The 18,229-nt window shown below is 45.9% G+C and carries 11 protein-coding genes; 3 read left to right on the top strand and 8 right to left on the bottom strand.

Going from position 1 to position 18,229, the window contains the following annotated elements; all coding sequences use genetic code 11:
* Nucleotides 1–13: 13 nt before the first annotated feature.
* Together KFE96_RS01430 and KFE96_RS01425 are read left to right on the top strand one after the other, a co-directional pair.
* Nucleotides 14–4,831: an NAD-glutamate dehydrogenase gene (locus KFE96_RS01430; RefSeq protein WP_255834241.1), complete on the top strand. Its 4,818-nt coding sequence runs from the start codon at nucleotides 14–16 to the stop codon at nucleotides 4,829–4,831.
* A 12-nt stretch (nucleotides 4,832–4,843) separates the two neighbouring features.
* A complete protein-coding gene (locus tag KFE96_RS01425; RefSeq protein WP_255834239.1) occupies nucleotides 4,844–5,461 on the top strand; it encodes a hypothetical protein in 618 nt (205 codons plus the stop codon).
* A gap of 7 nt (nucleotides 5,462–5,468) precedes the next feature.
* Here the strand turns inward: KFE96_RS01425 and KFE96_RS01420 are convergent, their stop codons facing one another.
* From KFE96_RS01420 to KFE96_RS01395, 6 genes are all read right to left on the bottom strand, one after another.
* Nucleotides 5,469–6,698 carry a right-handed parallel beta-helix repeat-containing protein gene (locus KFE96_RS01420; protein WP_255834237.1) on the bottom strand — a complete coding sequence of 410 codons (1,230 nt, stop codon included), beginning with the start codon at nucleotides 6,696–6,698 and terminating at the stop codon, nucleotides 5,469–5,471.
* A 97-nt stretch (nucleotides 6,699–6,795) separates the two neighbouring features.
* A complete protein-coding gene (locus KFE96_RS01415) occupies nucleotides 6,796–7,701 on the bottom strand; it encodes a LysR family transcriptional regulator (RefSeq protein WP_255834235.1) in 906 nt (301 codons plus the stop codon).
* A 67-nt stretch (nucleotides 7,702–7,768) separates the two neighbouring features.
* A complete protein-coding gene (locus tag KFE96_RS01410; RefSeq protein ID WP_255834234.1) occupies nucleotides 7,769–8,455 on the bottom strand; it encodes a helix-turn-helix domain-containing protein in 687 nt (228 codons plus the stop codon).
* A 209-nt stretch (nucleotides 8,456–8,664) separates the two neighbouring features.
* The gene (locus KFE96_RS01405; protein WP_255834233.1) at nucleotides 8,665–9,789 is read right to left on the bottom strand and encodes a nuclear transport factor 2 family protein; all 1,125 of its coding nucleotides are present in this window, start codon (nucleotides 9,787–9,789) and stop codon (nucleotides 8,665–8,667) included.
* A gap of 95 nt (nucleotides 9,790–9,884) precedes the next feature.
* A complete protein-coding gene (locus KFE96_RS01400) occupies nucleotides 9,885–10,919 on the bottom strand; it encodes a helix-turn-helix domain-containing protein (RefSeq protein WP_255834232.1) in 1,035 nt (344 codons plus the stop codon).
* Between the two features lie 48 nt (nucleotides 10,920–10,967).
* Entirely contained in the window at nucleotides 10,968–13,655 is a 2,688-nt protein-coding gene (locus KFE96_RS01395) for a winged helix-turn-helix domain-containing protein (RefSeq protein ID WP_255834231.1), read from the bottom strand.
* 157 nt (nucleotides 13,656–13,812) lie between these two features.
* On the opposite strand from KFE96_RS01395, the gene KFE96_RS01390 reads away from it, so the two are divergent.
* Entirely contained in the window at nucleotides 13,813–15,228 is a 1,416-nt protein-coding gene (locus tag KFE96_RS01390; RefSeq protein WP_255834230.1) for a hypothetical protein, read from the top strand.
* Nucleotides 15,229–15,313: 85 nt separating this feature from the next.
* Here the strand turns inward: KFE96_RS01390 and infC are convergent, their stop codons facing one another.
* Nucleotides 15,314–15,850 carry a translation initiation factor IF-3 gene (infC, locus tag KFE96_RS01385; RefSeq protein WP_255835586.1) on the bottom strand — a complete coding sequence of 179 codons (537 nt, stop codon included), beginning with the start codon at nucleotides 15,848–15,850 and terminating at the stop codon, nucleotides 15,314–15,316.
* Nucleotides 15,851–15,983: 133 nt separating this feature from the next.
* Entirely contained in the window at nucleotides 15,984–17,972 is a 1,989-nt protein-coding gene (thrS, locus tag KFE96_RS01380; RefSeq protein WP_255834229.1) for a threonine--tRNA ligase, read from the bottom strand.
* Nucleotides 17,973–18,229: the final 257 nt, after the last annotated feature.

Below are 18,229 nucleotides of genomic sequence, written 5' to 3'. Positions count from 1 at the left end.
AGGGACATTAAAAGTGACCACGGACAATACAATTAAAAAAATTCTTTCTGAAATCGGCCAAATAGCTGCCGAAAAACTTGAAAAAGGACAGTTGGTTTCCTTTGAAGGCTTCCTGAATGGTTTTTATGGCGCGGCAGCCCCTGATGACCTTCTGGAACGGGATACTGCCGAGCTTTATGCGATTGCATTTAGCATGTGGCAGGCGGCGGTAACGCGTGCGCCAAACCAGCCAATCGTTAAAATTCTGAACCCGCGTGGTCAGGAAAATGGTTGGAAGACGAAGAACACGGTCGTGCAGATTATCAATGATGATATGCCGTTCCTTGTGGACTCGATAACTGGTTGTCTTGCTACGATGATGCAGTACCGCATTAAGATGATGCACCACCCTATTTTTGAAGTTTCCCGCGATAGTGAAGGTGTACGTTCTGAAACGGATGGTGCTGAAGCCAAACGCGAAAGCTATATGTTCATCGAGATTGATACGCAGACAAATAAGGATGCGCTCAAGGAAATCGAAGAAACGGTAAATAGCACACTGGCTGATGTACGTGCCGCTGTAAGTGATTGGCGCGGAATGCTGGCGAAAATTGATGAGACAGTTGCGTCCCTGACTGTTAACCCGCCACCAATTGATAATGAAGAAGTTGAAGAACTGATCCGCCTGCTACGCTGGTTGGGTGCTGATCACTTTACGTTCCTTGGTTTCCGCGAATACCGTTTTGAAGGTGACCCACAGACGTTTGATTTCACGCAGGTAGAGGGCTCAGGCCTTGGTATTCTCCGTGATGCAAAACGGAATGTTCTTCGTGATAAAGATGGCCTTACACCTATGTCGGCTGAAATCAGGCACTTCCTGACACAGCCTGAGCCTCTGATTGTTACAAAAGCAAACGTAAAGTCTACAGTGCACCGTAATTCTCATATGGATTATATCGGTGTGAAAATCTTTGACAGTGAAGGCAACGCTATTGGCGAACGCCGTTTTGTTGGCCTCTTCACATCGCTTTCTTACAGCCAATTTGCCCATGATGTTCCAATGATGCGCAACAAGGTTGCTAACATTAAAGAGAGTGCCGGCTTTGGTGGTCGCAGTTACGCCGGTAAAGCGCTGTCTCACATTCTGGAAACTTTCCCGCGGGATGAATTGTTCCAGGTAAGTGAAGATTGGATGTATGATACCGCGCTTGGTGTTTTGCAGCTTACTGAACGCCCACGCCCGAAAGCTTTCATTCGCCCAGACCAGTTTGGCAGATTTGTATCAGCTCTTGTTTATGTGCCGCGTGAAAACTATCACTCAGGCCTTCGTGAGGCGATCGCGGATATTCTCTGCACAGCTTATAACGGTGAAGTTTCGGTTTATTATGCGAAACTTAGTGAAGAAGCGCTGGCTCGCTGGCACTTCATTATCCGTACACGCCCGGGTGATGTACCTGAAGTGAATGTACGCGAGATTAACCGCAAAATTGCTGAAGCGACCCAAGGTTGGGAAGACCGTTTGCATACAGCGCTTGTTGAACGTGTCGGTGAAGAAGAAGGTACAGGCCTTAATCACGCTTATAAAGGCCGCTTTACAGCAGCTTACCGTGAAAGCTTTACACCACCACAAGCAGCATATGATGTTTGCAAGCTGGAAGCCTTACAAGGTGCGGATGATCTGCAGGTAGATTTCTATCAACACCTTGGGGACGGTGAAAACCGTTACCGATTGAAGATTTATCACGGTAGCAAGCTTATCGCGCTTTCAAGCTGTATGCCTATCCTTGAAAACATGGGTTTCCGTGTTCTTTCTGAGCATTCTTACGAAATGGGTGGTGGATCAACGAGCTTTATCCATGACTTCACGCTTGAACGCCTTGAAGGTACGGCTTTTGCTATTGAGCGTCTTAAGCCGCTTGTTGAAGAGCTTTTCAAGAAAGTATGGGACGGCGTATGTGAAAATGATGGCTTTAATGAGCTTGTTCTCACATCTGCAATGAGCTGGCAGGAACTTGTGATCCTGCGGGCATACGGTAAATACCTGCGTCAGCTGGGCATGGGTTATACACCTGATTATATTGCTGACAGCATGGTGGAAAATGATGAAATTTCCGCACAGCTTGTTGCTCTCTTCAAAGTTCGGTTTGATCCAGCATATGCAAACGCAAACCGTGAAGAACTTACGAAGAATATCACTACAGATCTGAGGAACTTGTTCGAGGAAGTTAAAAGCCTTGATCACGACCGTATCTTGAGAGCGTACGCGAGTGTTCTTAAAGCTACGCTCAGAACAAACTTCTATCAGCCTGGTGTTGTTGAAGGTGTGGATGAACGCGCGCTCGCGTTTAAAATCCGTACACGTGACGTTGAGGAAGCACCTCTGCCGCGCCCACATGCCGAAATGTGGGTTTACTCACCGAAGGTGGAGGGTGTTCACCTTCGTGGTGGGCCTGTTGCTCGTGGTGGCCTGCGTTGGTCTGACCGCCGTGAGGATTTCCGTACAGAAGTTCTTGGCCTTGTGAAAGCACAGCAGGTGAAAAACGCCGTAATCGTGCCGCAAGGTTCGAAAGGTGGTTTCTTCCCGAAACAGCTACCGCCTATGAGTGACAGGGATGCCTTTATGGCTGAAGGTGTTGCTTCATACCGCAGCTTTATCTCGAGTCTTTTGTCTGTCACAGATAATCTGGTTGATGGTGATGTGGTTGCGCCGAAAGATACTGTGCGCCACGACGGTGATGATCCTTACCTTGTAGTAGCGGCTGATAAGGGCACAGCGACTTTCTCTGATATCTCTAACAGTATTTCTGAAGGCAATGGCTTCTGGCTCGGTGATGCGTTCGCATCTGGTGGTTCTCAGGGTTATGACCATAAGAAAATGGGTATCACAGCCAAGGGTGCCTGGGTTGGTGTTCAGCGCCATTTCCGTGAAATGGGTGTAAACACACAGGAAGATGAATTCACTGTTGTGGGCGTGGGCGATATGTCTGGCGACGTATTCGGTAATGGTATGCTTCTAAGTAAAACCATTCGCCTGAAAGCTGCCTTCAACCATATGCATATTTTCATTGATCCGAATCCGGGTGATACGGAAGCAGCATGGAACGAGCGTAAGCGCATGTTTGATCTGCCTCGCTCTACTTGGGAAGATTATGATAAATCATTGATTTCACAGGGCGGTGGTATCTTCTCCCGTGCAGAGAAATCCATCTCGCTTACTGATGAAATTAAAGAATGGTTGGGTGTGGATGCTGATGCAGTTACCCCAACTGATCTGATCAACCTGATCATGAAAGCTGAGGCTGATCTTCTTTGGTTTGGCGGTATCGGTACTTATGTTCGTGCATCTGATGAAACCAACCAAGAGGTGGGTGACCGCGCCAACGATGGCCTACGTGTTATCGCAGATGACCTGAAGTTCAAGGTTGTTGGTGAGGGCGGTAATCTGGGCATGACCCAGAAGAGCCGGATTGAATTTGCTCGCCGCGGTGGCCGTTTGAATACTGATTTTATCGACAACTCCGCTGGTGTGGATTGTTCCGATAAAGAGGTGAACATCAAGATCCTTCTTGCGGATGCGATTGCTAAAGGTAAGCTTGATATGGAAGCGCGTAATACGCTTCTTGAAAGCATGACTGATGAAGTTTCTGATATCGTTCTATCGGATAACTATTTGCAGACACAGGCAATCTCACTTGCGGAAGCAAAAGCGGTATCGGACCGTGAGTATCACCTTGGCCTCGTGAGAGCGCTTGAGCGTGATGGTGGCCTGAACCGCGAAATTGAATATATCCCATCTGACGAAGGCTTTGCGGAGCTGGCAGCAAATGAGCGTGGCCTATCACGCCCGGAAATTTCTACGCTTCTAGCTTATGCCAAGATGTCGCTCTTCGATATCATCGTGGATTCAGACTTGATTGATGAACCTGTTCTTCAGCCGGAGCTTGAATGGGGTTTCCCAAGTGTACTTCGTGATACTTATGCGGAAGAGTTGGCAAACCACAGGCTGCGCCGTGAAATTATTGCAACGGTTCTTGCAAACGAAGTGGTGAACTGGGCAGGCCTTACCTTTGTTTATGAAGTGAAGGAAGAAACAGGTCTCGGTGTCGAGGATATTGTGGCGGCGTTCGTGATTGTTCGGGAAGTATTCGGCCTACAGAAAATCTGGAACGATATTAACGATCTGGATTATCAAGTAGTGGCTTCTACCCAGTATGATATGCACCAGAGCGTATCTAATAGCCTGAAAACACAGGTTATGTGGGTGCTTCGGAACATTGATCGTCCGTTTAACGTGAGCAAGTTGATTGAACGCTTTAAAGCACCGTTCAAGAGCCTGTTTGCCATCAAGCTTGAAACACTTTCGGAACCGGCTCAGGAAGCCTTCCTTAACCGCAGAGATGTTTTAAAAGCTACAGGTGTTGGGCACGAGCTGGCGACCTTCATTGGTGCGTTTGAGGTGTTCAGCAGTGGCCCTGATATTATTGCGGTTGCTGAACAAGCAGATAAGCCGGTTGATTATGTGGCATCTGTTCACTTTGCTCTTGGCGATAAGTTGGGCTTTGATTGGCTCAAGCAGCGTGCTGACCGTATTCCGCCGGATGATCACTGGGAAGTACTTGCTATTCGCTCAATCCTTGAGGATTTGGCAGATCAACAGCGTAACCATGTGGAACGTGTATGTAAGCGGGCTGGCGATAAATCAGCTGATGCAGCCACGGCAGACTGGGCTACTGCGCAAGCAACACGTATTATCCGTGCGGAGCGTTTGATCGAAGATCTCGCTCAGGCTGGTACGCTCAGCGTTGCTAAATTAAGCTTTGCTGCACGACACCTTCGTTCAATTCTAAGGTAAAGAGTTATAAAAATGGCTGCGGAAGAAGAAGTGAAATCTAAGAAGCGTTTGAAACGACCTTCAAAGGATCATCTCAATTTTGTTATTGCGGTGAGCGCGGTTCTTATTTCCGCGGCCAGTTTTATTGCCACCTATATTCAATCGGAAGCCTCTTTAAATCAGGTAAAGGCTGAAACCTGGCCATATCTGCAGGTAGAGCATGGCAACGTGAATGATGATTTAAATCAGGAAATTTATTTTCATCTGGAAAATGTGGGTGTTGGACCTGCAAAAGTGAAAAGCTTCCGTATTAAATTACAAGACAGGTATTTGAATGATGCCTACCATCTGGTGGAATTGGTTTTCGATGAAGGCGGTACCCTGAGCTGTGAGAGTAATAACTGTTTGTTCACCAATACAGTGTCACCAAAAATTCTGCCGCAAGGTGATGTTTTAAAAGTGTTTAGCCTTTTCCCAGACGAACAGAATTTACCACTTTGGTACACACTGAATACTGTGCGTTGGAGGCTTCAGCCGGAAGCATGTTATTGCTCGCTTCTTGATGAATGCTATGAGACAAATTTTGATACGGAACCAACACCGGTTGAAGAGTGTAAGATTGCTCCAAAGCAAGAATTTGCCCGTAGCTAAAACGGCTTTAACGGCTCTGTTTCTCTTTATTAATAATAGCCTGTAGCTTTTGCCTGATATCACACGTTATTGGTTGTTGCATGGCACCATGCCACCGGTTTTGTTTGCTGCCGGTACAATAATCAAGACCAACATACTTGGTGGGTAGGTATTTTAAAGCAGCTAAACTACTGGCTGTTAAGTCAAAATTTTCTGCACCTGGGAATAGAGTACTTAAATCGGCCTCAACAAGGTTGCTGAAATCCTGATGTGTACCGTTGTCGCGATCTTTGATCCGGCCTTCGATAATATTACCAGCAAAGCTGGCTGAGCTGGTTGGAAAGCGTACATCAACACCGGCAGTGTTTAGGATGGTGTTGTTAATCAGTTTGGTATTGGCGGACTTGTTTAAATAAACACCAACATCCGCTGGGCAGTTTAGAATAATGTTGGAGCGAATTACCCCACGCGAGTGCTCCATTGCACAGTTTTGGCGTTCACAGAATTGCTGATCAGTACCTCCTCCTCCAAAGGATAATCCAAGGCGAACACCACCTGTATGGCGCCATTCACAAATAATAAGGTTACGGTCAAATAAACCTGATGACGAATTACCTTTGAGGAACGCACCGTAGCTAATTTGGTTACCGTCTGTTTTTGCAAAGTCAGCAATGAAGTTATTTTTAATCCGCCAATGTTTACCACCTACAACATCAATAGGAGTTACTGATCTACCAGTTTTACGGGGGGCAGAATTATAAATAGAATTGTTTTCAATACGGACACGATCCGGGAACTGTGTTGCAGCTCCTTTGCCGTCCCCATTTGCTTTAATAGCTGCATTAAACTCGGTTAGTGTATTGTTACGAATAACAACATCGTCTGCATTACCAACAATATGGAATGCATGCTCACATTCATCATCAGTTTTACAAAACCCTCTGATGTCAAAACCTTCAATAATCCAGTTTTTGCCGGTAACTTTAAAACCAACGGTTCTTGGTACAAATATTTTAACTGTGCCAGGTTTTACCGGTTTGAGGGTGATAGGTTTCCTGAGTGTACCATTACTTTTGAGTTGCACTGTACCTGTAAGAAAATAATTTCCAGGAAATACCGTAAATACGTCGCCCGCTTTAGCGTCTTTAAGATAGTTGTTAAAATCGCTGTTGGATATTAAAATACCGTCTGCGGAAGCATGTTGCGGCGCCGTAGCGAGCAGGCTCGTCAAGGCGGTAATCAATGCAAACTTCTTCATTTTAATCCCCACAGATATTTCCAAAACACGAAAAAAGAGAATAACAAAAACTCTTTTTCAGTAAACAGCTAACCATGCTTCATACATAAACATCATGTTATAAATGTGCCGAATATTCGGGATGTGCAAACCAGTTTGCCATAAAGTCCATGAAGGCGCGTACTTTCATCGGTAACAGGCGACGGTCTGGATAGAGGGCATAAAGAGTAAGTTCGGGAAGAGCCCAATCAGGTAAAATTTGGATTAATTCCTTATTTTTAATGGCGTCCTCATAGAAAAAAGTCGGCAAACTAACAATGGCTAAGCCCGCCTTGGCCGCTGCAAGCTGCATAACTCCGGAGTTTGAGGTCAAGTTTCCATTTACTCTTGTTTGAGCAGATTGATCACCAGACATAAATTTCCAAAGCCTTGAAGCAGGAATATTGGAATAAAGGGCAAAGTTATGGTTTTTGAGATCTTCCACCGTTTTCGGTGTGCCGTGCTTTTCCAGATACTCCGGGCTCGCCGCTATCATGCTATTAAGGTGGGTAAGCTTTTTGGCAATTAGACTGGTGTCTTCTAGGTTAGTTGAGATCCTTAAGCCTACGTCATAGCCGCCACCCACTATATCAACACGTTCATCCGTAAGGTTAAGTTCAAGCGTAAGATCCGGATATTCTTTCATAAAGGCTGCAATGGCATCGGAAAGGTAAATATCTGTAAAGCTGCGAGGAGCGGTAACCCTCAGGTTTCCAATCAGTCTTTTACTCGCGCATGTAACAGTTTGCTTGGCGTCTTCAATATCAGCAAGAATATTGATCGCTCGTTCATAGAATAGGGCACCTGCATCGGTTGCTGATACGCCTTTGGTAGTGCGTACAAGAAGCTTTGTGCCAAGATCATCTTCAAGCATATGAATGCGGCGGCTGGCTACAGATTTGGTTACGTGAACGGCTTTAGCGGCGGCTGAAAGGTTACCTTCTTCAACGGCGCGGCAGAAGGTGCGAAGGGAAACGAAATCCATAGCTTTTCCATTTTTTGAAACAATTTCGGAGAAAAGCTATGGTTTTGTTCTAAATGACGCAACAGTTTTATTGCCAGCGACGGCTTATATAGAAGCATCCAAACGCTCCAAAAAGGAGCATAACAGCCGGAGGCATCAGCCAAGAAAATGGAGACTGAGGCTTGTAAGGCCGTGCATTTTCAAAACTGTATATACGGTGCCCACCTTTTACCGCTTCAACAAAGCTGTCGCCGCGTCGCTCGTAAAATTCTTTAAATTTAAAATCCATTACGCCGTTAATCTCAGTAAGGTCTCCACGTTTGTTAATTTGCTCAAGTTTGGTATACTTGCGAGGGTCTTCTCCCTTTTTGATGATACCGGGAGAGCTATATTTGTAAACGAAGGTAATTACAGGTTGTTGGTCCACGTTTATCAGCCCAAAGGATGCGCCGCTTATCATCAGCATAACAAGACCGGTGATCAACCAACCCCGCATGAATTTCTGCTGACTTTTCTTTTTTGAAAGAAGTGCTGTTCGAACCTCGCCTATTTCTCGAAGCTTGTCTATTTCTGCTGAAAAAAGATCACTATTCATTTTTGTTACATCAATAGAGTAGGCAGACACGATTTTGGCGAAGACGTCTTCTGATGGATAGCTTTTCCCGGTTTCCAGTTTTGAAAGATAGGATTGTTCTACTGAAATTTTCGCTGCCGCCTCGGGTTGGGTCCAGCCATTTTCTTCACGTTTTATTCTTATATATTCACCAAATCGCATGCCTGCCTCCAGTTTTGCAGAATGATATTATCGTTATATTCAAAATGTGCAAACAGGACTAAGTACCTGAAAGCGAGGGCAAGTCTTTGGAATTCATGCTCAGAATGCCAGATGAATATGCTGGAATAATCGGTGAATATTGGAGGTGTTTGCAAAAAAGAGAGGCAGAAGGGGGTTTTCTGCCTCTAAGGTGGGTTAGTTTGTCGTGATTATTTATCGAGTGCTTCAACTATTTTCTGAACTACGAGCCTCGAAGAAAGATGATTCTGTCCTGTGATCAGGCGGCCATCCACTTCAACGAAGGCTTGATTTCTGGGCCCGAAACGGAAATCACCATCATGATCTTGTACGGATTGTCCGATCAAAAGTGGGAATTGTTTGAAATACTCAGCTGTCTGACGTTCATAATCTTCCGGATATCCGACAACTTTTTTGCCAGCTACGAGATAAGTACCGCTTGATGTTTTCAGGTTCACGATACCAGCGGTACCGTGACAAACAGAAGAGATGATGCCGCCATGCTTCTCATATATCTCCATAGAAATGTCCTGTAGCGCCTTGTTATCAGCAACCCCGTACATAGCGTTTGAACCCCCCACATAATGTACAGCCTTATAGCGGGCAGGCTTAATATCTTCAGGTTTTTTAGTGTGAGCAAGGGCATACATCAGATCTGAATCATAGATATATTTTCTGTGCATATCGATGGATGTATTAATATAGGAAAGTGGGAGACTGCCGCCTTCTGGAGTTACAAAATCTACTGTATAACCATGCTTTTTAAATTCGTCATAGGCGTTGACAATTTCTGAGAAACTAGCCCCTGCTGGCAGATCAGATGAGCCATGAAAGGCTTGGCTTGATAAGATGAAAAGCACACGGCCGCCGTGGTTGTTTGCTGGGGCGCTTGAAGCGGTTTTGGCAATGATCTTCCATTCACCATCAAGTTTCTTCACAAGAAACTGGTCTACGTACCGCATCTTGCGACCAGGAACCAAGATTTCCACTTTTGCTGTTGCGGTATCTCCGGCGATGTCCATGCTGATGATTTCACCAATACGGCCCGTATCTGTACCCGGTGTACGGCGACCAAACCAACCTGCGTATTCGCTGGACGGTACAATCCAGTGAGGTTCATCTTTTTTGGTAAGGTAAAGATTGGCGGTTTCATGGAAAGCCTGATTTATTTCTGCCGGACGGCTGAAAGATGTGCCATCAATGTAGTGGTTCAGTGTTTTTCTAATGTCTTCTTCATCTGTAGCTATGCCCGGGAACGAAATTGCGGTGGCAGCCAGCAAGATACAGGCTCCCTTTATTGATGAAAGGATGGTCATATGGTGTTCCTTCTGTCGTGTTCAGGTTAACGGCAGAAGCAGTACGGAAAAGTGCTGTGATTCACAATTTGGCGATATAATTTGGTAGTCCGAAATTATAAATCTGTAGAAATACGGTCCCGGAATTTGGCCGGGGTTTCACCGGCTATTTTTTTGAAGGCACTATAAAAGGTGGACATGGAATTATAGCCGCATTCTTCAGCCAATTGTTCCATCTTGATGGATTTACCTTCAATAGTCAGGCGTTGTTTTGCACTATTGATGCGGTGTTCGTTTATGAAATCAGCGAAGGATTTTTGCAGGTTATCGTTCAAGAACTGGGACAGTTTTGGAACTGATGTATTCAGTCTACCAGCGAGCTTTGGGAGCGTGATGGTAGATGACAGGTGTAACTGTTCTTCGGCAATAAGTGTATCCAGCCTATCCTTAAGGGTGGAAGCCTCATCGCGGGCGATACTTTTATCAGCGTATTTAACGGGAACCTCTTTTTTCCGGAAAATTACCAGCATTACAGTGAGATAAAGTATGAAGCTAAAGATAATGGCTCCAAGGATATAGGATAGGTAGCTTGCTGTGAAAAATGCAGCCCATATGAGGAGGTTTCCTGCAAAAACGCTCAGTGTAATTGTTTCGCTGAAGGCAAGTTGCCGCTCTTTACTCGCCATTCGTTTCCAGATAGGCCTTAGTTCAAATGCACTTGCGGTGATATAGGCGAACCATACCCAGTTAATAATACGGTAAATTGGGCCGCGCCACAGTTCTGGGTATGTGTCGTAGGGTAGAAATAGCCCAACACCAATTAGAAGTGTTCCCAGAACTATAAGTTGGCCTCTATAAAACCAGTTATCAGCTCGGTATTTTCCTACCCTGCTGAGTACATGGAAATATAGAAATGGCCCGATGCTGAAACAGGCCATTAATCCCAGCTGCAGGAAGTCTCGTGCAACGTCGGGGTTAAAATAGAGAATAACCGATTTAAAAATCCGCAGGCTTAGGGCCAACAGCATCAAAGAGAGAAACTTGTTGGAAGTTTCTTTTGGTTCAGCAAACCAAAAATAGGCAGCAAGTAGGAAACCGTTGAAAGCCCCCACCATTGAGAAAAAGAATAGATATTGTGTATCAATCTGCACGCTGCAGGTCTCGTTTAGCTGTTATTCCCTCTGCCGTTAGGTGGCACTTTAATCTGCCTTTAAATCATTTTCAAATGACCGATAACTTGTGGCTGGTGATTGTAGTTTTTTTAGTTCTTCAATGGCGCTTTTGAGCATTGCTTTTGCTCTTGTTTTATCGCCGTTACGAAGTAGTAACCTTGCTTCAAGCCCTTGTAGTAATGGTTCCCAAGCTGTTCCGGGGGAAGCGGCACTTAAAGCTGCTGCATCTAAGTTTGGAACGATATCATCGGCAGATGATGAAGCTCCAAGGTCTAGCTCCGCCATTATCTGGTGATAGCCGAGAACCTGAGCGGCGGGTGAAGTGTTCCCCATCAGGTTTACGAAGGCTGTACGGGACCTTTGAATACCCGGTAGGGCGCCTTCCGCATCCCCGAGGTTCCACATGGCAAGCGCTTCATTCGCAAGGTTCATCAGGCATGCAATGTTTTCTTCGCCGCTTTTAGCGCAAATAGCTTTCCGGACATTGGTCAGAAGCGGTAAAGCTTCCTCCCAGCGATTTGAAGAGCCGTAAAGGTTCGCAAGCGTTCCTTCCGCTTGTGATTTCTCCATGGAGTTACTTCCATATACCGTCGCCAGCATCTCAATGGCTTTTTGAAGTTCACCTTCAGCAGCCTGATGATCCCCTTGATAGAGAATAGCAGATCCTAAAATATGTTGGGCTTCGGCAATACGCCAATCAGGTACTTTACCGGATGAAACATACTGCGGTGTCATCAGGCTCCGCATGAGTGCTACTGCATCCTTATGGCGGCCAAGGCGTGTATAGCACTGAGATAAATCTGTTTTGATGGTGTGTAACAACCCGGGGTCTTTATGGGTAGTATTGGGGTGTAAAGCTCGTGCTCTTTCAAACGCTGTGATTGCGGCTTCAAATTCATTTTTGATGAGGTGTAGCCGAGCACGTGTGAAGCTAGCCTGTAGCTTTATGTCAGCGGAAGGTTGTTTGAAAGATAGTAGCGCTGCTTCCACCTCAAGTAATTCTTCCTCCGCTTCAGAGAGTTTGCTGGCTTCAATCAGGGAGTTGACGCGCATAAAGCGTACATCCAGCCTTTCTTCGCTTCCCTCTGGCAGTAATTCAATAGTTTTTGTCCATTCCTCGGTGGCTTTTTCTGGTGAAGAGAGACCATCAAAAATGCGGGCCATCGTTTTATGAATGCTGGCGCGTACTTCTGGAGATTCGGAGAATGTGATATCGATATTTTCTGCTGCTTTATTAAGTGCAGTGCCGATACTGGCGTCTGGTCCTACTCCTGGTGTACGAGGGTCTGCGGTAAGCAGTATGTTTTCCAGAAATTCGTTGGTTGCCTGAGCTTGCAACCGCTGCTGTTTTTCGCTTTCCCGCGCTTTTTGCTCTGATAAGCCAAATATTATACTGGCTGCAATGCCAAAGAGCATTGCTGCCGCCGTGGTAATGAGCCACGGCCTCCGGGCTTTTGCTCTTCGGGTTATACGCTCTGCGGTTTCAACTTCTTTCAGTTTTTCCGCGTTAACAATGGCTTGCTCCCGCCGATCTTGCAGGGTGCGCAATCGTTCTGCCAATGTAGCTGCTGATGAAAGTCGTTCAGTAGGGTTACCGTTTGCTGCTGTACTGATATCGGCTTTTATCTGCTCGTCAGAGATATCCTTTTCCCAGCCGGGGACAAGAGGTTTGCGAAGATTTCCAATCCAAACCTGATAAAGAAGTACACCGAGAGCATATACATCACTTTTCGTGGTGGGTGACTGACCAGAGAGCACTTCCGGTGCGATATATAGAGGCGTTCCAGATGTTGTATCACTCGATGTTGCTTCATCAATGGTGAGCCCAAGCATCGTAATATCAATGTTTGATATTTTATCCCGGTCTGTTAATCCGCCACTCCCAAAATCTACTAATTTTGGGGAAGGTTTTCCGTCTTTTTCATCAATCAGGATATTGGCTGGTTTTAGATCTTTGTGGAGAATACCAATGGCATGCGCGTCTGCCACGGATTGTGCAATCTTTGCAACGAGTGAAACCTTTTCATCTTCGGATAAAGCTTTCAGTTGATCAGTTTTGATTGCCCAGTCTTTTAAACTTACACCGGCATATTCGCTTTCGATAAAGAAAGGAGTGGTTTCAAAGTTCCAATCATAAAGCTTTACATAATTGCCGTTGTCTCCCAGTTCTTTCTGGAGCATCCGAAATAACGTTACTTCCCTTTTGAGAGAAGCGAGGCCAAGACCATCAGAGCTAAACTTGAAAACCCTTTTCTCACCCGTTTTTTGGTGTCTCGCGAGCCATACTTCTCTTCCCGGTGTGTTAGAGAGTTGTTCTGTGAGAATATAGTGGGGGCGACCGGATAAGGCCTCGCCGACTTTAAGTTTCAGAGCACTGGCTTTCTTTCGGCCAGCGGCAATACGTTCCACAGAACCAGTAAAACGGTATCCAACTCGAGCCTGGGTTTTGAGCTGTGCAGCATTTTCTTTACCCAAGGCCTTCCTGAGTTTTGCGATAGCGTTTGCGAGCACATTCTCGACAGTGATTTGATCAGCCCATATGGTGCTGAGGAGTTCTTCTTTGGTCATCACTTCATTGGTGTGTCGGAGAAGAAGCACCAGCAGTTCTAACGGTTTTCTTTCAACCTTTTTTGTTTCACCACCGACTTTTAAGGTGAAGGAAGTTTCATCAAATTCAGCAGAACCAAAGCGGTAAAGATACTCAACATCAGCCATAAATTGGTAACTCATTATCCACACAAACTATTGGTAAGCCTGTGTAACCCCATCATTTTTTAATACGTTAGAATATCGTTAGAGTTTCGTGAAGACTTAAAATCTAGTGCTCGTCAATATGCAGCCGTCAATTGATGAAGCTATGTGAGGAGCATTCATGAGAAATTATGTAACAAGTTTGATGGTGGTGGCTGTAAGCACTTCAATTATGGTTGGGCAAGCAGCTAAGGCTGAAGTTGCTATTCCTGAGTGCTCCTCCTTAGTGGAATGGGCGAATATCTCTATGGAGGTTGATAAGAACTTTAGCCGAAGAAGTTTTCAGCCTAAGCCTTTTAGTGGCAAGTTCCTGCTTTGGGGTTTGCGTGATGAGCAGCTAAAGCCTTATTTTGGAGAAACGCTGGATCAGTGGAAGGCTGAAGATTTCACAGCCTTAAAAGCTAAGTTTCAGGAATGTAGAAATACCAATGGAGCTGACTTAAAAAAGGCTTTCCAAGAATCCCGAGAAACCGGGGATCGTAGTCGCCACAATGAATTGCGTAATCAACACCGAGTGTTTGATCAATATGTTAACCGAAAGCTAAGCGCCGCACGCCGGGATTCATACGGTAATACATTTGAAAGTATATTGGCTTACCAGCAGGATGTTTATACCAAGCACCATGAAACATTGGCGCGCTTCAAAACAATTAATGCTGAAATTGGTGAGATGGAGCCATCTATCCAGAATATTGAACGCATTGATTATATTCTGGAACATGAAAACTTTGAATATCTGGACCCAAACCTTTTAAGCGAAGTAAAAGCCCAGCTGCCGGAAATTAAAGTGTCTCTTATGGATAAGCTTCTAGATAAAAAGCTTGAGGAATTTAATGGTCTGGAGAAGACATATACCAACATCGCAGTGATGAAGAAATCGTATGATGAATTCAAAAGTGCTAATTATCGCCGCAAAAGCAGCAAATGGCGCGCCTTTGATGATGGATTTAAGCTTGCCTATAATGCGCATGTGACCGCGAGCTTGCCCAGCTATCAGGAGCATATTAAAAGCCTGCCGACAGAACGTGATAGCGTGCGTGCAATTGACAACGAGCTGAGTAAAATGTTCCCGCGCCGTGACAGAGATAAGCCACGAGACTACATTATGTTTTTCGCTGCGGCCAATGATCAGAAAGAACGATTGAAGGCCAGAATTAAGAATAAAGAATGCGAAGAAACCAAAGCAACGCTTGAACTGGATGAAGATGCAGCTGAGATGATTGTGCTAGGTTCTAAAGGCCCCATCCCGCTGGATAAGTTTATGTGCCGTATTAACCCAAAACATTTCAAGGTTATGAAATGGGAAGAACCAGGTTTCTTCGGGTCTGAATATACTTTCTCATTCTATGATCCGTTTGGCGGAGAAGCGCAGATTGTTTTTGAAGAGCAGGAACTTCTGGATGGCAGAGAAGCCCTTGTAGGGATTGAGATGACGGCAAATGGCAAGGAAAAAGAACTTACTCAGGCGGAGTGGCGCGAGATAGCCAAGTGGCTCAATAAAATTGATGAAGAGTTCCATACACTTTGGGGTGGATAGTTTCCTCACATAAACTGGCACCTAAAGGAAAAGCCGCTCACTGTTGTGGGCGGCTTTTTTCATATCTTTTATAAGGAATGGGTCTTTATTTCGGTGCAATCACCATAATCATCTGACGGCCTTCAAGTTTAGGACGTGCTTCGATTTTTGCATGTTCTTCCATCTCGTCTGCAACGCGGCTAAGAACATCCATACCCAGATCCTGGTGAGCCATCTCACGACCACGGAAACGGATAGTAAGTTTCACTTTGTCACCGTTTTCGATGAACTGGTGAACTTTCTTAAGTTTCACATTATAGTCGTGTACATCAATGCCCGGACGCATCTTAATTTCTTTAACGTCCTGCGTTTTCTGCTTTTTACGGGCAAGGTTGGCTTTTTTCTGCTGTTCGTATTTGAACTTACCGAAATCGAGAACCTTACATACAGGGGGTTCTGCGTTTGGCGAGATTTCAACGAGATCTAGCCCGCTGTCTCGCGCGATATCCATCGCCTTCGCTGTCGTTACAACGCCGTGGTTTTCGCCTTCAGCACCAATCAAGCGAACTTCTTTGGAAGTGATCGCTCTGTTAACGCGCGGGCCGCTCTGTTTAGGTGGTCCCGCAAAATTCCCCTTACGTATGTCAAGTCTCCTATGACTGTTAATATCTATATGCGGATGATGAAACCCCGGATTTGGGCGCTATCCGCGTACGCCCAGTATAACCGCTGCATTTTCAGTTGCAAATGCTGAAAACACAGCGGAGATATTCTCTTTATGCAGTGCCGTCTGGCATTGTCGCTTCTTTAGTGAAAGCTTCAAGTGCTTCAGTGAACGGGATAACCGTTTGGTCTTTGGAACCAATACGGCGAATGCTCACTGTACCGTTTTCAGCCTCTCGATTACCTACAACAACAATCGCTGGTACTTTAGCAACGCTGTGTTCGCGAACTTTATAGTTGATCTTCTCATTTCTAAGATCAAGTTTCACGCGCATGCCTGCCGCTTTCATCTTTTCGTAGATTTCTTCAGCGTATCCACCAGCATCTGATGTGATCGGTGCGATCACAGCCTGGGTTGGAGCAAGCCACATTGGTAGTTTACCTGCATAGTGCTCAATCATAATGCCGATAAAGCGTTCAAGTGTACCAAGGATAGCACGGTGCAGCATCACAGGGCGGTGTTTGCCGCCGTCTTCACCAATATAAGTTGCGTCGAGACGTTCCGGCAGAACAAAATCAAGCTGCAATGTACCACACTGCCATGTACGGCCAATGGCATCTGACAGGTGGAACTCAAGCTTAGGACCGTAGAAGGCACCTTCACCTGGTGCGTAATCATATTCAAGGCCAGCTTGTTTCAGTGCAGATTCAAGTGCACCTTCAGCTTTATCCCATGTCTCGTCTGTGCCTGCGCGCTTTTCTGGGCGTGTTGCTAGCAACACTTTAAACTCAGGGAAGCCAAGATCACGGTAAACACTGGCAAGCAGGCTGCAGAAGGCAACGCTTTCTTCAGCGATCTGATCTTCACGGCAGAAGATATGTGCATCATCCTGCGTCATCTGACGAACGCGCATCAGGCCGTGCAGAGCACCGTGCGCTTCATTCCGGTGACAACAACCAAACTCCGCAAAACGAATTGGCAGGTCGCGGTAGCTTTTAATACCTTGTTTGAAAACCTGAACGTGCGCAGGGCAGTTCATCGGTTTCAGCGCCATCAGTTTCGCATCTGGTGAAATAACCGGAGCACCTTCCTCAGTGGACGGTGTTTCGTCAGGGACAACGAACATATTCTCACGGAATTTGTCCCAGTGACCAGACTGTTCCCAGAATTTACTATCCAGAATCTGCGGTGTTTTAATTTCGTTATAGCCAGCACCTTGAAGGCGACGACGGATGTAACTCTCCATCTGTAGCCAGATTGTATAGCCCTGTGGATGCCAGAAAACAGAACCTTGCGCTTCTTCCTGAAGGTGGAACAGGTCCATCTCGCGGCCAAGCTTTCTGTGGTCACGCTTTTCTGCTTCTTCAAGACGGTGCAAGTAAGCTTTCAGTTCTTTCTTATCTGTCCAGCATGTGCCGTAAATGCGTGTCAGCATTTCGTTTTTGCTGTCACCGCGCCAGTAAGCACCAGCCACTTTCATCAGTTTGAAAGCATCACCCAGCTTGCCTGTTGATGGCAGGTGCGGCCCACGGCAAAGATCAAGCCATTCACCTTGGCGGTAAATAGTTACGACTTCGCCTTCAGGCAGGTCTGTGATGATTTCAGCTTTATAGTGCTCACCAATTTTTTTGAAGTAAGCAATAGCTTCATCACGGTCCCATACTTCGCGGATAATTTCCTCATTGCGCTTCACGATCTCATGCATGCGTTTTTCGATCGCTTCAAGGTCATCATCAGAGAATGGCTTGTCGCGTGCGAAATCATAGAAGAAACCGTTTTCGATAACGGGGCCAATTGTAACCTGTGTGCCAGGGAAAAGTTCCTGCACAGCTTCAGCCATGATGTGGGCTGCGTCGTGGCGCAGCAGCTCAAGGCCGTCTTCGTCTTTTTTAGTAACGATGGCTACATCGCTGTCTTCTTCAATCTCACGGGACAGATCCCACACATCGCCGTTTACTTTAATTGCAAGCGCAGCTTTAAGAAGACCCGGACCAATGTCAGCGGCCAAGGTCGTGCCCGTCACCGGCTTATCAAACGTGCGCACGCTGCCGTCTGGCAGGCGCAGGTTGACCGGATTATTGCTACTCACTTGATCGCTCATTTTTAAGGTCCTAATTAATTAAAATACAAGGGAGCTTTGCAGGTAGCCTTCGTAAGGCCCTGAGTCAAGCTACAGCGTAGCTTTCATGCGGCTTTTTCTGAAAAAACATCAAAAATTACGGGCAGGTGCAGCAACTCTGCATCTAGGGTGGTCGTTCAGAGTAAATATGAGCCCACAAAATCTTGTTATGGCAGGTTGTGGTAAGCCTTTTCCCCTGATAGGTTTGCCGCCGATATTATTCCTAGGGCCAACGGGAG

This window comes from Kordiimonas sp. SCSIO 12603, assembly GCF_024398035.1.
Taxonomy (GTDB): Bacteria; Pseudomonadota; Alphaproteobacteria; order Sphingomonadales; family Kordiimonadaceae; genus Kordiimonas.
Note: the sequence above shows the minus strand (reverse complement) of the source record. Positions and strands in the feature narration are given on the sequence as shown.

Coding starts and splice junctions, on each gene's coding strand:
- KFE96_RS01420 (WP_255834237.1), bottom strand. CDS start 6,698: ATGAAGAAGTTTGCATTGATTACCGCCTTGACGAGCCTGCTCGCTACG.
- KFE96_RS01405 (WP_255834233.1), bottom strand. CDS start 9,789: ATGACCATCCTTTCATCAATAAAGGGAGCCTGTATCTTGCTGGCTGCC.
- KFE96_RS01415 (WP_255834235.1), bottom strand. CDS start 7,701: ATGGATTTCGTTTCCCTTCGCACCTTCTGCCGCGCCGTTGAAGAAGGT.
- KFE96_RS01395 (WP_255834231.1), bottom strand. CDS start 13,655: ATGGCTGATGTTGAGTATCTTTACCGCTTTGGTTCTGCTGAATTTGAT.
- thrS (WP_255834229.1), bottom strand. CDS start 17,972: ATGAGCGATCAAGTGAGTAGCAATAATCCGGTCAACCTGCGCCTGCCA.
- KFE96_RS01425 (WP_255834239.1), top strand. CDS start 4,844: ATGGCTGCGGAAGAAGAAGTGAAATCTAAGAAGCGTTTGAAACGACCT.
- KFE96_RS01390 (WP_255834230.1), top strand. CDS start 13,813: ATGAGAAATTATGTAACAAGTTTGATGGTGGTGGCTGTAAGCACTTCA.
- KFE96_RS01410 (WP_255834234.1), bottom strand. CDS start 8,455: ATGCGATTTGGTGAATATATAAGAATAAAACGTGAAGAAAATGGCTGG.